This window comes from Pseudomonas canadensis (assembly GCF_000503215.1).
GTDB lineage: Bacteria > Pseudomonadota > Gammaproteobacteria > Pseudomonadales > Pseudomonadaceae > Aquipseudomonas > Aquipseudomonas canadensis.
This window is the reverse complement of the sequence record NZ_KI628539.1, coordinates 630,484-645,138: the sequence shown is the minus strand read 5'-3', so window position 1 is coordinate 645,138 and position 14,655 is coordinate 630,484. Positions and strand designations below refer to the sequence as shown.

Below are 14,655 nucleotides of genomic sequence, written 5' to 3'. Positions count from 1 at the left end.
GGTGAATCCTCAAAACGATGGGAGAGTCAGTGCCGGGCGCGATTTGAGCGCCTCGACGAGTTCAGCTTCAGCCAGGTCGCCCGCGGACTCGCTCCGGAGCAGGTGTTGCAGTCCACGGTTGGCAATCACCGTTGACTGATTTTTCGAGAATCCTGCCTCGCGCAAGAGCAACTCGAATTCTTTAAGTGAAGGAAGGCCGCCATGTGCCAGCTTCGACTTGATGGTGTCGGTGCGCGCCTCATCGTTGGCCGGTACCGTCACAATGGAAATTTCCACCAGGTCGAGCTTGGTGAGCGTGCGGATGCGTGTCTTCTCGTCGAAGCTCGATTCGCGCACGTAATAGCCGATGGAAAGGCCAGTGATGGATCGGGACTTCATGCCGCGCATGGCGATACGCGCATACGGCGCATCAGCCAGCCAGAGCTCGCCATCACCGAACAAGCCCTTGGCGTCCTCTTTCAGCGTATCCATGGACCAGGAACCGATTGGCTCGGCGGTGCGATGCTGCCAGAGGACTGGTAAAGACCTGCCTTTCGCCTTGAGGTCGGCGATCGAATCAAGAAACGCCCCGGGCGCCACCACCTCGTTGTAACTGTCGACGACACCGAACACCGATCCGTAGCCAGAAAAAAGGCCGTCATCGCTGACAGCCTTCACGTCGTAATCAAATGAGCGGTACTTCACCGCGAGGGACTGGTCTTTCCGTTTCATTCCTGGTTCCCCTTGGGGGTTTCGTTGAGCCAGTCCAACAGCGCGGAACGGGCTTGCTGGGCATCGCCCGAGCCCTCGCCGAGCTTGTCGATCGGCAGCATGTTGGATTGAACGGTGAGCTTCGCTGCGTTACCGCCCATGGGTGCAAGGTTTTCCTTGATCCGGCAGTCGTCGCGGGTATAGATGCCGTTTTGCGTCATGGAGCTGTAGAACGCGGCGCGCGCAGCGCTGTCGGCGCGGAGCAGTCCCTCTGGGTTGAACTTCGCGTAAAACCGCCGGCGCTCATCGGGCCGCAGTAGGCGGCGATTAATGCTCTGCTCGATGCGTTTCATCCAGGGAAGCAGCGTGAAGCTCAGGAAGCCGAGCATCTGCTGTTCCATGCCAGTGCCCCAGCTGGTGCTATTGGACGTGTGGCCGACCATCCAAGGAGGAACACGAAACCACCGGCAGATCTCTTCGACGTTGAAGGCCCGGGTTTGGAGCATTTGTGCATCTTCGGGCGTCATAGACACCTGCTGATACTTCATGCCAGCTTCCAGAACCATCGTCTTTCCGGTGTTCACAGCGCCGGCGAACTTGGCAGCCATGTCCTCTCGGATGTCCTCCCGCTGGGCTTTGTTGAGAATTTGGTCTGTGGAAAGAACGCCGCCGAGTTTCATCCCGTTGGCAAACATCTTGCTGGCCGACTCATCGGCAGCCATAGCAGCGCCGAATACATTGCGGCCCATGGCAAGCGGGCTCAAACCGCACATGGGATCGGTCCCGAACCCGCGCGTGTGCATCATTTGCTCATCGAGTAGCGTATGAGGCTTGCCCTCGCTGTCGATGAACCGGTACTCGATCGCGCCGCTGCTCGTGCGCCGAGGCGGAGAAACAGATTGTGGGAGGATAAATTCCAACGAAGACAGATCGCGCCCCACCAAATGAGGCTCATTAAAACTGTTGCCGCTGAGCAGCAAGCTGGCCACCACACATTCCCAGAACTCAACAGGGGTTTGGTCGGCGTTCGGCTGCTGGCTGATCACCCGGTGCACGGGGTGCGAAGTGGCCACCTCTGGCACACCGTTATTGTCTTCGTAAAGTGCGATCGGGAGGGTGGCCAGGGTTTCTGCGATGAGGCGTACGCAAGCCCACACCGTCGACAACTGAAGCGCTGTCTGCTGGCTCACCGTTTTTCCCGACGCGGAATCAGTGCCGTAGTAACCATTCCAGAATGAAGCGTCACCCAGGCCAATGCGCCGACCTACCCAGCCAGCAAGCGAGGACTTCACAAATCCAGGCTCGGCGGATTTGAATAGAGCCTGGCGCAGGACTGACTTGATAGGTTTATTCACCAGTCAGCCCCTTACGGATGAATCCAGCCGCAGCCAAGAAAGAAGCAGCGCAAGCGATGAGTGCCCAGCCGAGACCGACCAAGACAAATACGCCGGCGACAAACAGGCACAGCGCGGCCACGGCCGCCACGATGAAGAGGATCAGGCCTGTATCCATGGGTTCGTTATCCAACAATGATAGGTTTCGAAAAGAAGTCGCTGATGTTGCCGCTGTTGTCGTTGGCGAGGATTAGCGCCCTGCCTATAGCCATGATCAGCGCGACGGCGCCGTCGATCTTGTTGTCGTCGCCCTGCTTGATGGGCCGCACGACGTCATCGTTACCGGGCATGTGTTTACCGATCACGTTGGCGATACACCAGGTCATTATCGGATGCCCATCGTGGTGAAATCGGCCAGCGGTAATAGCTGCCTCAAGTTCCTTCATGGGATCAGACATGTTGGTGTAGTTCTGCGTGGTCGTGATCGGGTTGAAACCTTCATCATCGAGATCGTGACTGAGGCCGGTGGCGCCGTGGGGGTCAATCGGGCACTCGCGGACCGGGGCCTGGTGATTGGCCTCCTTGGTGTCCTCGAAAATTTCTCGGTAGTCGATCTCGGCGCCATCGGTTATCTCCAGATGCTTGGAATTGATCCAAGCTTGGAACCGTTCGGACATGCGCTTGTTGTCGCTGTCGTAGGCAGTGTCGTAGGGCACCCAGAACTTCGGCGCTACGCTGTAATAGTGCGTCTTCCCATCAATGACACGCCAAAACAGGCGCGCCCTTGAGTTCATATCCAGCTTCCGCGCCAAGTCGAAACCAGCGATCCACTCTTGTCCCTCGAACTGTTCCAGGGTGAGCGTGGTGTCTTCGCAGGATTTCCAGTCCTCCATGTTGAAGAAACCGGATTTCGCACTCACCCAGAGATTGAGGTGCTTCGTTTTGAAGGTGTTGGCAAACCGGGCCGAGCGAATGGCTCTGGCCTGCTGACTCTCAAGGTACTCCTGAAACACCGAGACCCCGTGGTTCGGATTGGCCTTGGCCAGCATTTTCGGATCGGTCCAGTCGTCGCCCTCATCTAGCGTCCAGATCCAACCGAACAACTCTTCGTCCGGCACCGTACCGGCCAGCATCTCGACGACCTGGCGGCGCTTGTCGTAGCAAGGGCCTTCAATGTCGGCGCCGGCCGTGGTGATGATGAACATCAGAGGCTGACGTCGGGCGCCCATGCCTGTGAGCATGGTGTCGTACTGGGCCGACGTTGGGTGCTCGTGGTATTCGTCGACGATGGCGCAGCTTGGCGAGGCCCCATCACCCGGGTTGCCGATCAGTGGCTCGAACCGGCTGAAGTCGGACGGGATGTTCATGTTCGAGGCGTTCACCTCAATCCCTGCGGCTTGAATCAGCATTGGTGACTTGCTGACCATCAGCTTGGCGGGCCGGAAAACCTCCCAGGCCTGTTTCTCAGTCGTTGCGCCGGCGTACACCTCGGCGCCGAATTCTCCATCAGCAACAAACATGCTGATGCCCACGCCGCCGGCGACAACAGATTTTCCATTCTTTCTGGGCACTTCCCAGTAGCTTTCACGGAACCGGCGGTGACCGCCCTTCTTCTTGACCCAGCCGAATGTCACAGCCAGGCCAAAAAGCTGCCAGGGCTCCAGCGTGATCAGTTGACGCTTGAATGCCCACTCACCCTTGGTATGTGGCAGCAGCTGCATTAGCTTGAGCTTTTTCTCTGCCTTGGCCGGGTCGAACTTGAAACGGAAACCGCGTTTGCGGCTGGCCGCCAGATCATCGAAGTGGCGCTGCACTGCCTGGTGGATATAACGGCACGCCGGCACCTTACCGCGGAGCAATGACCGACCCCACGCCGTTGCCTTGTCGACATTGGGGTGGACAGATTTGGTCATCAGGTTCTCAGTAGGTTGGCGAATTCGTTGGTTTCTTTCTCCTTGTTGCCGCCGATCAGTCGGGTGCGGCTGGCCGGATCCAGACCCAGCATCGAACCGAAGGTCACCATCTGGCGCATCGTTTCGTTCGCGGCGGTAAGTGCGGGATTCTTCATCGGCCCGCCCGTGGCACCGGTGACGACGATGCCATGCTGCGTGATTGATTCCTGAGCAAGCCGCCAGTTGTCGTAGGCGCTACAGAAGGCCTCGACGTTGTGCAGGTCCGTGATCGCCACCACGTTCTCGCGCAGCAGCTCGGGAACAATCATGTTCCACATGGTGGCGGCCCGAGGGCTGAACCAATCCGGTGGGTCGATCTGGGTGATCTTGGAAAACTGCGGCTCGGCTGTATTCAGCGCGCGCTTGCCGGGGTTTCCGGCGAGTGCTTTTTTGGCCGTTGGCTTGGGTTTGCGACCACGGCCGGCGACCGTGGCGGTGCCTCCCATCGCGCAACTCCTGACTTTTTAATTTCGCGGGTGTAAAAAAACGACTGAGGGCGCGGTCTAGAAGCGAAAAGGCCCAGACTTTCGACCCTCCCCCTCCCTTTCTGCACGAATCATTCTCATTTGATCGTTTTTCACTGGTTTTCCTGGTTTTTTTTGCTTTCAGCGCCGGGAATTGCCGAAACCACCATCCTCGGAGGCCGTCTTGCTGGAGTGGCACGGACCACAGAGGCTCTGCCAGTTGTTCCGATCCCAGAACAGGACCATATCGCCCTTGTGCGGGATGACGTGATCAACATCTGTCGCGGCAACCACCTTACCTGCCTGCTCGCAGCACCTGCACAGCGGATGCTTGGCCAGCCAACCTGCCCTGGCCTGCTGCCACTTGTAGTTGTAGTGACGCTTGGTGCTGCTCTCCCGAGGCTTGGCCCAGGTCGAACTCTTGATCAGGTGGGCATGTTCATCGCAGTACCGAGGGTTTCGCGTAAGCGTGTTGCAGCCCTGGGCATTGCATGGTTTCTGCGGCCTCAGCGGCACGGGGTGCCATCCATGTATGTCAGTGGCAGAGCATCAGGGTCTTGCTCGGCCTGGTCCTCTGCCAACGCCTGGATCAGGAGCGCTTGTTGCGTCTCCATCCGCTCCAGCAGCGCGGTCTGTTTCTTCATCTCGGCCAGCATCTCGACCTGTAAGCAGTTCGCTTGCTCGCTCATAGGCCAGCCTCGTCATCTTATTGATCCATTCGCGCCGGGCGGCGCAGCCGCTGCAGGTCATCGCTAAGGCGTCCTAGTTGGCAGCTTGAAGTCCGTGACCCGGTCAGCTATCGACCGGATCTTCTCCACACCCAGGAAGCCAACCCAACCACCAACGAAGGTGGCCATGCTCTGGGGCAGTCCGAAGAACTCCAGGCTGCTGATGATGGTCAGGGTAAGTCCACCGCACAGCACGCCTTCCACCAGCATCTGGCGACGTGAGCCGCCACCATAGGTGATGCGCAACACGGCCATGGCGAAGGACAGCCCGGCCGGGTAAAGGATCGGCGCATGCTGGCTCAGCCACGCAAGCATCAATGCCCAGGTGTCTGGCTTATCTGGCATGTTCGACATCTCGATATCCTCCCGGTGAGGGAGTGAAGGAATGGATTAGCTGCGGCGCCAGAGCAAGCCGCCCTGACGAAGTTCGGCGCGGATCACGTCTTTGACCTTTTCAGCATTGAGCAGGCGTTCGGCGTCGACCTGGCCCTGCTCCGCCAAGCGGTCGAGTTTCATCTTGTCGACTTCCGCTTTCAGTGACTTGCAGAGCTGGGTGATTCCAATCGCGCCGGAAAGGGCATCAATAAGCTCGGCTTCGGTTGCACTCGGCTTCATAGCGAAAAGATCAGCCGACACCAGGATCTGCGATGGCAAGCCGATGCCCGCCGCGTAGTACTTGCCATTCTCACCGAGCTGCATCCGCGCGCCCCATGCGGCCGGCCATGGCGACTTGACGATGCTGTCCTGAATCGCGGCCTGGCTGATGAAGACCTGATCGCCATCAACCTTGAAGGGCTGAGGCTGCTCGGTCTGGTCAAGATTGCCCAGCTTGATCCGCACAACACCGTCATGTGTGACGGTCATCAAACCGTCCTTGATACCGATGCGCGTACCGGCCACCTTCGCCTTCTCCAGGCGATCAGCCAGCTCTTCCTCGGTTTCGAGGCGGGAGTAGCTCAGGAACAGGCGAGCATTGAACGACTCATCGCTGTAGCTCGCATCAAACTCTTCGAACTCGGCGGCGTGTCGGTACTCTTCCGGAACCTTTTCCAGCTCGGCCCGCATGAACTGGAGCAAGTTGGCAGCGTTCTTTGGCAGGTCGTACTTGCTCCAACTGGCCACTTCTACCGAGACCATCTGGCGCTCTGGCGCATTCGCCGCGCTACCGAGAGTGCAAGAGTGGATTTCGAAGTCACCAGTGAGGGCGTTGAGCTTCCAGCCGGAAACGCCCGGCACGTAGTTGGCGCTCTGGATTTGGCCGCCCATGGCTGCTTCCAGAGAATCGATCCGCTTGCCAAGCAGCTCGTCGGCAACCACTCGCGCACCGGATTCGGCTTCAATCTGGGCGGTGTTCGCTTGAACCTGGGCAGCCAGTGCCTGGATGTGAGGATCGGTCATTTGCTGTGCCTCATAACGAAAAAGGCCCGCCGATATGGCGAGCCCCCACATAGATCAGCTCCAGCAGCACTCCCAGCTCGGAGCAATGGGTGTGGTGGAGCCGAAAACTAAAAAGCCCCGGCAAATGCCGAGGCTCAAGGAAGTGTAGAAAGCAAAAAGCCCATCTCGGAGACGGGCTTTGCACGCGGAAAAACCGCAAAGTAACTGAAATCTATATGCAGGGACCGGGGCTGTCAAGCAGCCTGACGGCGAATATCTAAAGCTCCATCAATCCACGCAATACCCGCCTTCCAGAGCCCGCGCGTCTTCTCTTCGCCGAAGCCCATCTTCTTGCCTACCTCCATCAGTGAACTGTCGCGGGTGGTGTAGTACTTCATAAGCACCTGGCCGCATTCGGGGTAGCGCTTGAGCAGTCGGCCCATCAATCCATCGATCATCAACGCGTCGTCATCGGTGATCATCGGCGACAGGATGGTGTTCTCGCGTGATGCGCAGCTCGACACGCCAGAGCCCAGCACAACCCAGCGACCCCAATGCTCGAGTAGATCCTCGGCGGTGCGTTCTTTAAAGCTCGGTGTGAAGGCCATGGCTCAATCCCCTGTGAAGTTGGTGGCACCTGGGCCACGGCGGTTGTTCCCGTTGTATTGCGCTTCAGCACCGGCAGGCTTGAAGCAGTTGTGTTGTGCGATTTGCTGCTCTGCAGCCTGGAGCCGGATGCTCAGCTGCGTCACCAGCACCTCCAGCGGCAGCGCTTCACCGGTTTCGGCGGTCACCCAGCCCGATGCGTTGCACTGCACGCAGGCCAGCTCATGGAAAACGCCCTTGATCACTGCCCTTCCGCGGCATGCCGGGCACTTGGCCAGGTCTAGTTGGGCAGCGCGGAATGCTGGGCCGTGGGACTTCTTCATGCAGCCTCCAATGACTTATAAGCCAGCACGACGTAAGCAACCCGGTACTGATTCACTTCGCCGGAGGCAGTCCAGTAGTCGGGAACAATGACGGCGCGCACCACAAACTGGTCAGCGCCGATCATCACAACCTCATCAAGAACCGGCTCTTTTTTGCGCTGCTCGGTGAACTCATAACCACCAGGGGCGGTGAACTTGACGATCACGAAAGCCATTTTTAAACCTCGCCTTTTATGGTTTCTGGATTTGGCTAGAGGCCGCGCCATTCAAGGCCTCGGCGCCATTGTGCGAATTTCCGTTTCTAGTCATGGTCGAGCGGTGAATCAGGTTGAAACCCTTCCCGTCTAACCAGTCATGCCACTTCACCAATGCCTCGCGCTTGAGCAGTTCGGCCGAGGTGTGGATGTAGGTCTGCACGTTGCGGGTCATCGTGTGGTTCACCAGCATCTCGCCAATGAGGAAGTCGACGCCCAGGTCTGTCCACCCGGTTCGGGCCACCTTGCGCAGGTCGTGGCTCGTCCACTCACCCTTGCCCAGCCTGGTGAACACTGCGCAGGCCTGGCTGTCACTGATCGGCCCACGGCCCCGCGCCGGGAACACGTAGGTGCCCTTGTAGCCTTTAGCTGACTGCCAGTCCCGGTACCGCTCCAGCAGCGCGCACACCTGGTGGGTCAGCGGCAAGTGATGCTCGCAGCGGGTCTTGGTGTTCTCGGTGGGAATGAACCACTCGCCCTGCTCACCCAGGGTGAAGTGGGACCACTGCGCTTGCCTGGTCTCGCCGGCGCGGGTGCCGTGGCACAGCATCATCAGGGCCAGCATGCAGTCCTGTGGGTGCTGGTCGAAGCCGGCGGCAAGTTCGCCGATCACTTCCTCGAGCTGTACGGAGCGCAGACGAGACGGCTTCGGCTGGATGCGGGCCTTGGTGAAGTCGGTGAACTTGAACCCGGCGATGGGGTTGGCGGTGATCAGGCGTAGCTTCTCGGCCTGGCGGAACGCGACCACCAGCACTCCCCACATCAGTCGGACGTAGGACAGGGACATTTCAGCCTGCATCGGCCACATCACCAGTTTGTCGAGGGTGGAACGGTCGACGTCTTCCACGGCGATATCGGCGAGCCGCGGCTTCAGGTGGCAGGAAATGATCGAGGTGTTGGTAGAGCGGCGCTTGGACGACAGACTGCGGTCAACGGCCTGGCGGGCGGTGAACCAGTCCAGCAGTTGGCCAACGGTCTGCAGGGTGCCGGCCGCGGCTGATGCCTTGGGATCGGCGGCCAGGCGCTCACGGATTTTTGGCAGGGCGCCGACCAAGCCCTTCACGGGAAGCTGGGGAAAAGCGGCGATCTTCTCCCACTTGTTGCCCGACACCAGATACCAGGTACCGCGCTCACGGTTTCGGTGGAAACGGAAATACACCCCAGGGTAGCGCGCGTCACGCAGGTCACGGACGGCGGTATTGCCGGCCTGGCGGCGAATCTCCGCATCGGTAAACGAAGTGAGCACTGTCTGGGTCATGCGGCGGCCTTGGTTTGAGGTTGGAGAAGGTAGGCCCGGATAGCCTCTATGGCGTCGAAGTGCCCGCGGCAGACGATGGCCAGATAACCCTGATCGGTTAGCGCCTGGAGGTATGCGTCCTGGGCCGGGGATACCGCGGCGTCATGCGGCGCGGTAGCCTTGAACTCGATGTACAGCCCGAAGTAGCCGCCGCGCGCCATTGGCAGGACTAGGTCAGGAACGCCAGCCTTCACGCCCTGCTCTTTCAGCTTGATCGCTACCAGCTTGTGCCGGTGCCCACCGTTCGGGACGTGGTAGATCAGCTTGGCTGCCGCCGGATAGCGCAGGCTGATTTCTTTGATCAAGGCTGCCTGCTCCAGGCCCTCACGATCGATCGACTTGGCCCGCGCCGGCTTAGGGGTGAAAGGCCTCACGGCAGACGGATTCATTGACTTCATGCGCATACCCGCTCACCCGTAACGACATCAATCACTTCGAAAGTGGAGGGCCACATCGCTGACCCAAATTTCAGCGCTGCCGACGGGTGCTCGAATAGCGCGACAGCCCGGTCTGGCTTATCTGTGAGCTCCCACTTGTAGCCGCAGCAGTGCACCGCATATCGATATGCAGACGGATCGGTAGGAGCCAAACGAGCATTACTCATCAAAAACCTTCCTTTCCACGTTGCGACTCCCAGTCAAACGGGACAACGATGAGCCCGCCCTCGCGCAACCGGTCAACGCACCTGTCCCCCATGGCGCGCCCCAGCTCATCAGCTTTGAGGTTCGAGATAATCACCGTGGGGGCCTCTCGCTCGTAACGGCCGTTGATGATTGCAAACAACGTGGTCAGCTCGAAGTCGCTGGGCTGCTCCTTGCTCACGCCGATTTCATCCAGCACCAACAGGTCGGGACTTATCAAGCTCGCCAGGATGCTGCCTTCGGTCCTATCGCTGCTCTTGTCATAGGTGCAGCGGATCGCTTGAAGAACCGACCCAAACGTGCGGTATACGGCCGTCCGAGAGGACTTGTGCAGAAGCTCGTTGGCCATCGCCACACCCAGATGAGTCTTGCCTGTGCCCGGTTTCCCGATCAGCACCATGCAGCGTCCAACTTCGCGAATCTGGTCGAAGGTCGCGACGTAGTGGCGGCAAAACTTCAGCGCCCGACGCTGCCCGTCATGCTCTTCCTGGTAGTTATCAAGGGTGCGACTCAGAAAACGCTTTGGGATCAGGGCATCGCCCAGCTTTCGAGCCAGGGAAAGCCGCAGTTGATACGACTCCTCCGCCTTGGCGCTCGCTTCTCGATCTGTCGCGATCGCGCGCAGGCACTCAGGGCACCCCCCTTTAAGCTCTCGCCCAAGGATCACGGTAACCTTCTGGTCGAATTTGCCGTGTTTCTCACATTCGGCGGGCTGAGTTCGGATCGGCAGCACGCCTTCAGAAATCGATACGACCTTCTCAGAGCGCATAGGAACCGTCCTCTCGCTGGACTAAGCCGGCGGTGTAGTCGCGGGCAGCGAAACCCGTGTGCCGCGATGGCGCATCTTTCTTCACGAACGGACGTACGTTGCTGTCACGATTCTTGTCATCCTTAACCCACCGCACCAGTAGCGAAACCCATTTGGCCTGGGGTTGCAGCAGGCCGGTTATTTCGTGGTGAGCAGTGAACGGGGCGACCGCCTCCTTGGTGAACAGGTCCGTGGTGACTCCAAAGTGAACGCAGTAGGCTTTGAGCAAATCAGCGTCTGGCATCCAATCCAGCGTCATCTCGACAGGGGACTTCGGGTCAAAAGCAGGCCCAGGTTCTTCCGGCGGCAAGTCTTCTCCGACACTGCCCATGTCGCTGCCGGCCGCCGGAATTTCTTCGCCCGCGTTGAGAGAGTGGTGTTGATCTTGATTCGGAGAATCAGTGAATCCGGAATCAGGAATCAGGATTCCACAATCAGGAATCAGGGCGTTATCTAACGGTGGGATAACAGGCTCTAACGGTTCTTTAACGTTAAAAGACAGTTCGCCCACAAGAACCTTTCGTTGGGAGCCTGCGACTACAACGTTCTTTTTCCGTTCGTTAACAGTGAGGTAACCGTTAATGTCAGGGAGTGTGCTGTCCTTTTCCGAGCCGTGCGGGCTCTGGTGCTTCTGGAAGTTGATGATCTCAATGACCGAGAATCCAGCCACCTGGTAGCGAGAAATGAAGCCGGCAGCAGCCAGTCGAGCCAACCCAGCTTCGACGTCGTAGTCGTCGCACGGGAACAGTTCGATCTTGATTCGCTTCACACGATCTTCGAGGCGCCCTTCCCGATCCGCCAAGCACCAAAGACCAATGAAGGCAAGACGGTCAAACGCAGGAAGCTCAACCAGCAATTCGTTGCTGAAAAGACCTGGCTTGATATTGCGTGCGCGGGCCATTAGCGAGCCCTCCCGACAATTTGCTCAATCTCTTCGAAATGAAACTGGTGTCGCGACACGTTTTCCAACTCTTGAAAAGGTGTCGCGGCATGGCGGGTATTGCCTGGAGCGGCGTTGGTGTTCATAATGGCCCCACTATGTTTTACAAGCTGTTGAAAGGACCGCCCTGCCAGGCGGTTTTTTTATGTCTGAAATTCGAGTACTGGATGAATTAACAGCTGATCCAGAATCTCTAGCTGCCCCTCCCCGCTCAGCGGAAAATGGCGTCGTCGAACAGATTAGGCGGACTGCTTCAATGGTTGAGTCGGGTCATCTTCACGATTGGCGACTAATACACCACCGGACTCCTTTTCAAGAACGCACTGCATTGGGTACGAAAATCCTCCCGCCGCACGGCACTGGGAAACGCGGCTGCCGCTAACGCGGAGCGCGTCACCGATGGCGCGACCGGTGCGGAAATGTTTCAGGGCTTCGTCGAAGGTCATGGGGCGTCTCTCCAATGTCTTTGGCGAGTTTAGAGTTCTTAACAACACAAGGCAAGTTATCTAAACAATGAAATGTTTAGAATCCTAAATATGGACTTTAAAGACCGCGTGACCTCACGCATGAAGGCGCTCAACCTCAGCGCCACCGACATCAGCAAACTGACTGGCGTATCGAAGGCGACGGTAAGTTTCTGGGTGAGCGGCACGAATGGCGCAAAGGGGAAAAACCTTCTGGCGCTAGCGAAGGCTTTGGATTGCTCGCCGGATTGGCTGTCCGATGGCGTCGGTACGCCCGATCAGGCATCTAGCGACGACACAAAGGCCGGTATGTCCACGGTTGAGTTGATGGCCAAGATGCTCGCGTCTCGGGCTGGAAAGAATCTTTCAGAAAAGGCTCGGGAGACGATGCTCGCCGCAGCGGAGCAGGCAGATAGTCCAGCCGACCACGGCGGGAGTTTCGTCCAAAGCCATCTATCGAGTCTTCGACCCACCAGTGAAGAAATCGTCATTCCTCAATACGATATCCGAGCGGCTATGGGGCACGGCCAGGTGCCGCCCGACTACACCGAGGTCGTTCGAAATCTTGTAGTGCGCGAGGAAATTCTTCGCGAGAAAGGGGTCACTTATACCTCCGCGTCATCGCTTGGCATGATCAACGGCTGGGGCGAGAGCATGGCCGGGACGATCAACGACAAAGACCTTGTGATAGTCGACAAGGGGATAAAGGATTTCGTCGGTGAGGGGATATACGTTCTCACTTGGCATGGAGAGCTGTACATCAAGCGTGTAATGCGCATGGACGAAGAGTGCTATAGGCTGATATCCGACAACAAACACTATGAAAACCAAACGGCTCGAATCGACGACGTGACGATCCATGCCAAGGTGCTGTTGATCTGGAATGCCCGAAAGGCATAACCAAAAGCCCGCCACCTAGCGGGCTTTTTTATGCCCATCAGAAAGGCGCGGGCTCTTCAACCGCATCTAACTCATCATGATCCTGGACCCGTGGATCTTCATCGGCCGCAGCTTCCCAGCTCAAAGTGACCGATTCATCTTCGTCGTTGAAAGTCATCTCAATACCGTCAACGTCGGCGAGCACGCCCATAACCTCCTCCCACTCACGCTCTCCATCGCTATCAAGCCTGTGGATGGTTGCCCATTTCCTGTCCTGGGCTATCGGGTGGTTGATCATGCTTGAAACTCTGAGCGTCAGACGCTCAACTCCTGACAGAGGAGTTTGCTGTTGAGGTTTCTTCTGCGGGCTCGCCATCAGCTGCTCCTTGATTGCTGTATATGCATACAGTTATCCACTCAGATTATCCGAACTTTTCTAATCGCGTAAGTCTTGACGCAATCAGCGTTCACGCGTACCTCGCCGCCAAAATAGTTAAGATATCTAAAATAACTATTGACGAACTCTGTTTAGTTTTCTAAATTCACTCCATCGCCGAGCAGCTCTCGGCAATACACGACTGGTGAAGCCGCCAGATAGCACGGGATCAGCGAAGTGATCTCCCAGCCCCTGAAAACGGGACCGACTGGACCAAGCTCTTTAAACAGAACGGAAGATTTCACTGGCTGGCCTTGGTGACAGGGCCAGACGGGAAACCAACCGGGAGTCACATTGATGGAAGCAACAATCGTCAGCGGCGCATGGAAGGGTCACCTCGGACGAGGCCTTGCGCCGAAAGAACTTCAGTACCTGCTGGGCACTGCCCAGGGCAAGACAGCCAAGGAGATTGCCCGCCAATTCGACGTGGCAGCCTGCACCGTGGCAAAGCGGCTTTCCTGCGCCATGTTCAAGCTCGGTGTGAACCGGCAGACAGCAGCAGTTGCCGAGGCCATGCGCCGCCAGATCATCTCGCCGATGTGCATCACCCTGGCCGCGCTGATCGCCATGCACTCAATGATCGGTGACGACGCTATGCGACGTGATCGCCGGGTTCCTGAGCGCCGCACCGCCCAGGTTCGAGTGCTTCGCCAGGCGGAACGGCCAAGCCTTATCGCCTAAACAGAGCATCATTTAGCAGGCTAGAAAAAAGGAGTATGAACATGCACCACCCACACCCTGATTCACCAGGACGGCCGACCATTCAACCTCCAAGCATTAATGGAAGAATCGAGGCGGCACTCATGACCCTCGCTTGCAATGGGCAGCCTGGGCTCGCGACAAGAATGGCTCTGATGTACCCCAGCACTGATTTTGTCAGTGCAGAAAGCTGCAATAAGTTCGCGACTATCGTTCTTACTCGGACAATTGCTGCCTTAGTAGAAGCTCTGCCTGCTGAGCGCTCTGGCCAGATTCAGAAAGAACTAGCTGATTACCTTTCTGAGTTTTTCGAATCTGCCTGACTCCGTGCCACATCCCGTTTTCAAGCTCGATCACGTCCCCTTCTGATACTGCGCGTGCTGCCTCGTAAGCTTTTGGCAGTCCATCCCCCATGTCTCGATCGTATTTGATGCTGTAAGTCGGCATTAGATCGCCCTCCTTTGCAGGCTGCGTTGTGTGAGAGCGCTCAGCCTAGCGCAAAGCCCGTCACCTGGGCAGTGGTGAGCTGGCCGCTGGCCAACGTCTTTTCAGATCATTCAACGCGGAGGATTGGCAGCCATGTGAACTTCAAACCAAGGCGCTCGACCGCCCCCCCCCCCTGCGTGACATAGGGAGGTCTATGTAACGCAATGAAAAGCCCAGTCCCTGCTGGGCTTTTTTTCGGCTCGCCTTTATTCGTCAGCACCCTCCCCTGGGCCCACCGGCAACCATCAGGCGGTCAGGCTGCTGACGAATAAACGCA

22 protein-coding genes are annotated in these 14,655 nt (G+C 58.0%); 2 read left to right on the top strand and 20 right to left on the bottom strand.

The genetic code is table 11. The features are described 5' to 3' along the window. Positions 1 to 9 precede the first annotated feature (9 nt). The 18 genes from U367_RS0125840 to U367_RS0125755 form a co-directional block, all read right to left on the bottom strand. Positions 10 to 711 carry an HK97 family phage prohead protease gene (locus tag U367_RS0125840; RefSeq protein ID WP_028619177.1) on the bottom strand — a complete coding sequence of 234 codons (702 nt, stop codon included), beginning with the start codon at positions 709 to 711 and terminating at the stop codon, positions 10 to 12. Then, positions 708 to 2,045 (bottom strand): phage portal protein, encoded by a 1,338-nt coding sequence (locus U367_RS0125835; RefSeq protein WP_050587928.1) that lies wholly within the window; start codon positions 2,043 to 2,045, stop codon positions 708 to 710. Before U367_RS0125835 ends, U367_RS0125840 begins: the two co-directional genes overlap by 4 nt. Continuing rightward, positions 2,038 to 2,202, bottom strand: coding sequence for a hypothetical protein (locus tag U367_RS1000000132105; RefSeq protein WP_162834933.1), 165 nt, complete (start codon positions 2,200 to 2,202; stop codon positions 2,038 to 2,040). Before U367_RS1000000132105 ends, U367_RS0125835 begins: the two co-directional genes overlap by 8 nt. A gap of 7 nt (positions 2,203 to 2,209) precedes the next feature. Further along, a complete protein-coding gene (locus U367_RS0125825; RefSeq protein ID WP_028619175.1) occupies positions 2,210 to 3,937 on the bottom strand; it encodes a terminase large subunit in 1,728 nt (575 codons plus the stop codon). Next, positions 3,937 to 4,422, bottom strand: coding sequence for a phage terminase small subunit P27 family (locus U367_RS0125820; RefSeq protein ID WP_028619174.1), 486 nt, complete (start codon positions 4,420 to 4,422; stop codon positions 3,937 to 3,939). Before U367_RS0125820 ends, U367_RS0125825 begins: the two co-directional genes overlap by 1 nt. Before the next feature lie 159 nt (positions 4,423 to 4,581). After that, positions 4,582 to 4,956, bottom strand: a complete 375-nt coding sequence (locus U367_RS0125815; RefSeq protein WP_028619173.1) for an HNH endonuclease signature motif containing protein — start codon at positions 4,954 to 4,956, stop codon at positions 4,582 to 4,584. Continuing rightward, positions 4,947 to 5,129, bottom strand: coding sequence for a hypothetical protein (locus U367_RS0125810; RefSeq protein WP_028619172.1), 183 nt, complete (start codon positions 5,127 to 5,129; stop codon positions 4,947 to 4,949). The genes U367_RS0125815 and U367_RS0125810 overlap by 10 nt, the downstream gene beginning before the upstream one ends. Positions 5,130 to 5,192: 63 nt before the next feature. Beyond that, positions 5,193 to 5,522: a phage holin, lambda family gene (locus U367_RS0125805; protein ID WP_028619171.1), complete on the bottom strand. Its 330-nt coding sequence runs from the start codon at positions 5,520 to 5,522 to the stop codon at positions 5,193 to 5,195. 36 nt (positions 5,523 to 5,558) lie between these two features. Beyond that, positions 5,559 to 6,566, bottom strand: a complete 1,008-nt coding sequence (locus tag U367_RS01000000130305) for a DUF1983 domain-containing protein (protein ID WP_236639991.1) — start codon at positions 6,564 to 6,566, stop codon at positions 5,559 to 5,561. A gap of 233 nt (positions 6,567 to 6,799) precedes the next feature. Then, the gene (locus U367_RS0125790; protein WP_028619170.1) at positions 6,800 to 7,153 is read right to left on the bottom strand and encodes an antiterminator Q family protein; all 354 of its coding nucleotides are present in this window, start codon (positions 7,151 to 7,153) and stop codon (positions 6,800 to 6,802) included. Positions 7,154 to 7,156: 3 nt separating this feature from the next. After that, entirely contained in the window at positions 7,157 to 7,474 is a 318-nt protein-coding gene (locus U367_RS0125785) for a hypothetical protein (RefSeq protein ID WP_028619169.1), read from the bottom strand. Next, entirely contained in the window at positions 7,471 to 7,689 is a 219-nt protein-coding gene (locus tag U367_RS0125780; RefSeq protein ID WP_028619168.1) for a hypothetical protein, read from the bottom strand. The genes U367_RS0125785 and U367_RS0125780 overlap by 4 nt, the downstream gene beginning before the upstream one ends. Before the next feature lie 16 nt (positions 7,690 to 7,705). Beyond that, positions 7,706 to 8,986, bottom strand: a complete 1,281-nt coding sequence (locus U367_RS0125775; protein ID WP_028619167.1) for a tyrosine-type recombinase/integrase — start codon at positions 8,984 to 8,986, stop codon at positions 7,706 to 7,708. Next, the gene (locus tag U367_RS0125770; RefSeq protein WP_028619166.1) at positions 8,983 to 9,414 is read right to left on the bottom strand and encodes a VRR-NUC domain-containing protein; all 432 of its coding nucleotides are present in this window, start codon (positions 9,412 to 9,414) and stop codon (positions 8,983 to 8,985) included. The genes U367_RS0125775 and U367_RS0125770 overlap by 4 nt, the downstream gene beginning before the upstream one ends. 5 nt (positions 9,415 to 9,419) lie before the next feature. Further along, the gene (locus U367_RS1000000132450) at positions 9,420 to 9,629 is read right to left on the bottom strand and encodes a hypothetical protein (protein WP_073860072.1); all 210 of its coding nucleotides are present in this window, start codon (positions 9,627 to 9,629) and stop codon (positions 9,420 to 9,422) included. Continuing rightward, complete coding sequence (locus U367_RS0125765) at positions 9,629 to 10,435, bottom strand: ATP-binding protein (RefSeq protein WP_028619165.1); 807 nt, start codon at positions 10,433 to 10,435, stop codon at positions 9,629 to 9,631. Before U367_RS0125765 ends, U367_RS1000000132450 begins: the two co-directional genes overlap by 1 nt. Beyond that, positions 10,425 to 11,375, bottom strand: a complete 951-nt coding sequence (locus U367_RS0125760) for a DnaT-like ssDNA-binding domain-containing protein (RefSeq protein ID WP_028619164.1) — start codon at positions 11,373 to 11,375, stop codon at positions 10,425 to 10,427. The genes U367_RS0125765 and U367_RS0125760 overlap by 11 nt, the downstream gene beginning before the upstream one ends. Positions 11,376 to 11,653: 278 nt before the next feature. Next, positions 11,654 to 11,860 (bottom strand): hypothetical protein, encoded by a 207-nt coding sequence (locus U367_RS0125755; protein ID WP_028619163.1) that lies wholly within the window; start codon positions 11,858 to 11,860, stop codon positions 11,654 to 11,656. A 90-nt stretch (positions 11,861 to 11,950) separates the two neighbouring features. On the opposite strand from U367_RS0125755, the gene U367_RS0125750 reads away from it, so the two are divergent. After that, the gene (locus U367_RS0125750; protein WP_028619162.1) at positions 11,951 to 12,778 is read left to right on the top strand and encodes a S24 family peptidase; all 828 of its coding nucleotides are present in this window, start codon (positions 11,951 to 11,953) and stop codon (positions 12,776 to 12,778) included. Between the two features lie 37 nt (positions 12,779 to 12,815). Here the strand turns inward: U367_RS0125750 and U367_RS0125745 are convergent, their stop codons facing one another. After that, positions 12,816 to 13,133 (bottom strand): DUF1654 domain-containing protein, encoded by a 318-nt coding sequence (locus U367_RS0125745; RefSeq protein WP_028619161.1) that lies wholly within the window; start codon positions 13,131 to 13,133, stop codon positions 12,816 to 12,818. Between the two features lie 357 nt (positions 13,134 to 13,490). Here U367_RS0125745 and U367_RS0125740 point away from each other — a divergent pair, with 357 nt between their 5' ends. Then, on the top strand, positions 13,491 to 13,874 hold the full coding sequence (locus U367_RS0125740) for a response regulator transcription factor (RefSeq protein ID WP_028619160.1): 384 nt from the start codon (positions 13,491 to 13,493) through the stop codon (positions 13,872 to 13,874). A gap of 234 nt (positions 13,875 to 14,108) precedes the next feature. Here the strand turns inward: U367_RS0125740 and U367_RS0125735 are convergent, their stop codons facing one another. Next, a complete protein-coding gene (locus U367_RS0125735; RefSeq protein ID WP_028619159.1) occupies positions 14,109 to 14,339 on the bottom strand; it encodes a hypothetical protein in 231 nt (76 codons plus the stop codon). Positions 14,340 to 14,655 lie beyond the last annotated feature (316 nt).

Bases quoted from the DNA above. Each gene is read 5' to 3' on its own strand.
- U367_RS0125770 (WP_028619166.1), bottom strand. From the start codon at position 9,414: ATGAATCCGTCTGCCGTGAGGCCTTTCACCCCTAAGCCGGCGCGGGCC.
- U367_RS0125740 (WP_028619160.1), top strand. From the start codon at position 13,491: ATGGAAGCAACAATCGTCAGCGGCGCATGGAAGGGTCACCTCGGACGA.
- U367_RS0125825 (WP_028619175.1), bottom strand. From the start codon at position 3,937: ATGACCAAATCTGTCCACCCCAATGTCGACAAGGCAACGGCGTGGGGT.
- U367_RS0125805 (WP_028619171.1), bottom strand. From the start codon at position 5,522: ATGTCGAACATGCCAGATAAGCCAGACACCTGGGCATTGATGCTTGCG.
- U367_RS0125780 (WP_028619168.1), bottom strand. From the start codon at position 7,689: ATGGCTTTCGTGATCGTCAAGTTCACCGCCCCTGGTGGTTATGAGTTC.
- U367_RS0125810 (WP_028619172.1), bottom strand. From the start codon at position 5,129: ATGAGCGAGCAAGCGAACTGCTTACAGGTCGAGATGCTGGCCGAGATG.
- U367_RS0125760 (WP_028619164.1), bottom strand. From the start codon at position 11,375: ATGGCCCGCGCACGCAATATCAAGCCAGGTCTTTTCAGCAACGAATTG.
- U367_RS0125755 (WP_028619163.1), bottom strand. From the start codon at position 11,860: ATGACCTTCGACGAAGCCCTGAAACATTTCCGCACCGGTCGCGCCATC.
- U367_RS0125735 (WP_028619159.1), bottom strand. From the start codon at position 14,339: ATGCCGACTTACAGCATCAAATACGATCGAGACATGGGGGATGGACTG.
- U367_RS0125785 (WP_028619169.1), bottom strand. From the start codon at position 7,474: ATGAAGAAGTCCCACGGCCCAGCATTCCGCGCTGCCCAACTAGACCTG.
- U367_RS0125790 (WP_028619170.1), bottom strand. From the start codon at position 7,153: ATGGCCTTCACACCGAGCTTTAAAGAACGCACCGCCGAGGATCTACTC.
- U367_RS0125750 (WP_028619162.1), top strand. From the start codon at position 11,951: ATGGACTTTAAAGACCGCGTGACCTCACGCATGAAGGCGCTCAACCTC.
- U367_RS1000000132450 (WP_073860072.1), bottom strand. From the start codon at position 9,629: ATGAGTAATGCTCGTTTGGCTCCTACCGATCCGTCTGCATATCGATAT.
- U367_RS0125745 (WP_028619161.1), bottom strand. From the start codon at position 13,133: ATGGCGAGCCCGCAGAAGAAACCTCAACAGCAAACTCCTCTGTCAGGA.
- U367_RS1000000132105 (WP_162834933.1), bottom strand. From the start codon at position 2,202: ATGGATACAGGCCTGATCCTCTTCATCGTGGCGGCCGTGGCCGCGCTG.
- U367_RS0125775 (WP_028619167.1), bottom strand. From the start codon at position 8,986: ATGACCCAGACAGTGCTCACTTCGTTTACCGATGCGGAGATTCGCCGC.
- U367_RS0125840 (WP_028619177.1), bottom strand. From the start codon at position 711: ATGAAACGGAAAGACCAGTCCCTCGCGGTGAAGTACCGCTCATTTGAT.
- U367_RS0125765 (WP_028619165.1), bottom strand. From the start codon at position 10,435: ATGCGCTCTGAGAAGGTCGTATCGATTTCTGAAGGCGTGCTGCCGATC.
- U367_RS0125820 (WP_028619174.1), bottom strand. From the start codon at position 4,422: ATGGGAGGCACCGCCACGGTCGCCGGCCGTGGTCGCAAACCCAAGCCA.
- U367_RS01000000130305 (WP_236639991.1), bottom strand. From the start codon at position 6,566: ATGACCGATCCTCACATCCAGGCACTGGCTGCCCAGGTTCAAGCGAAC.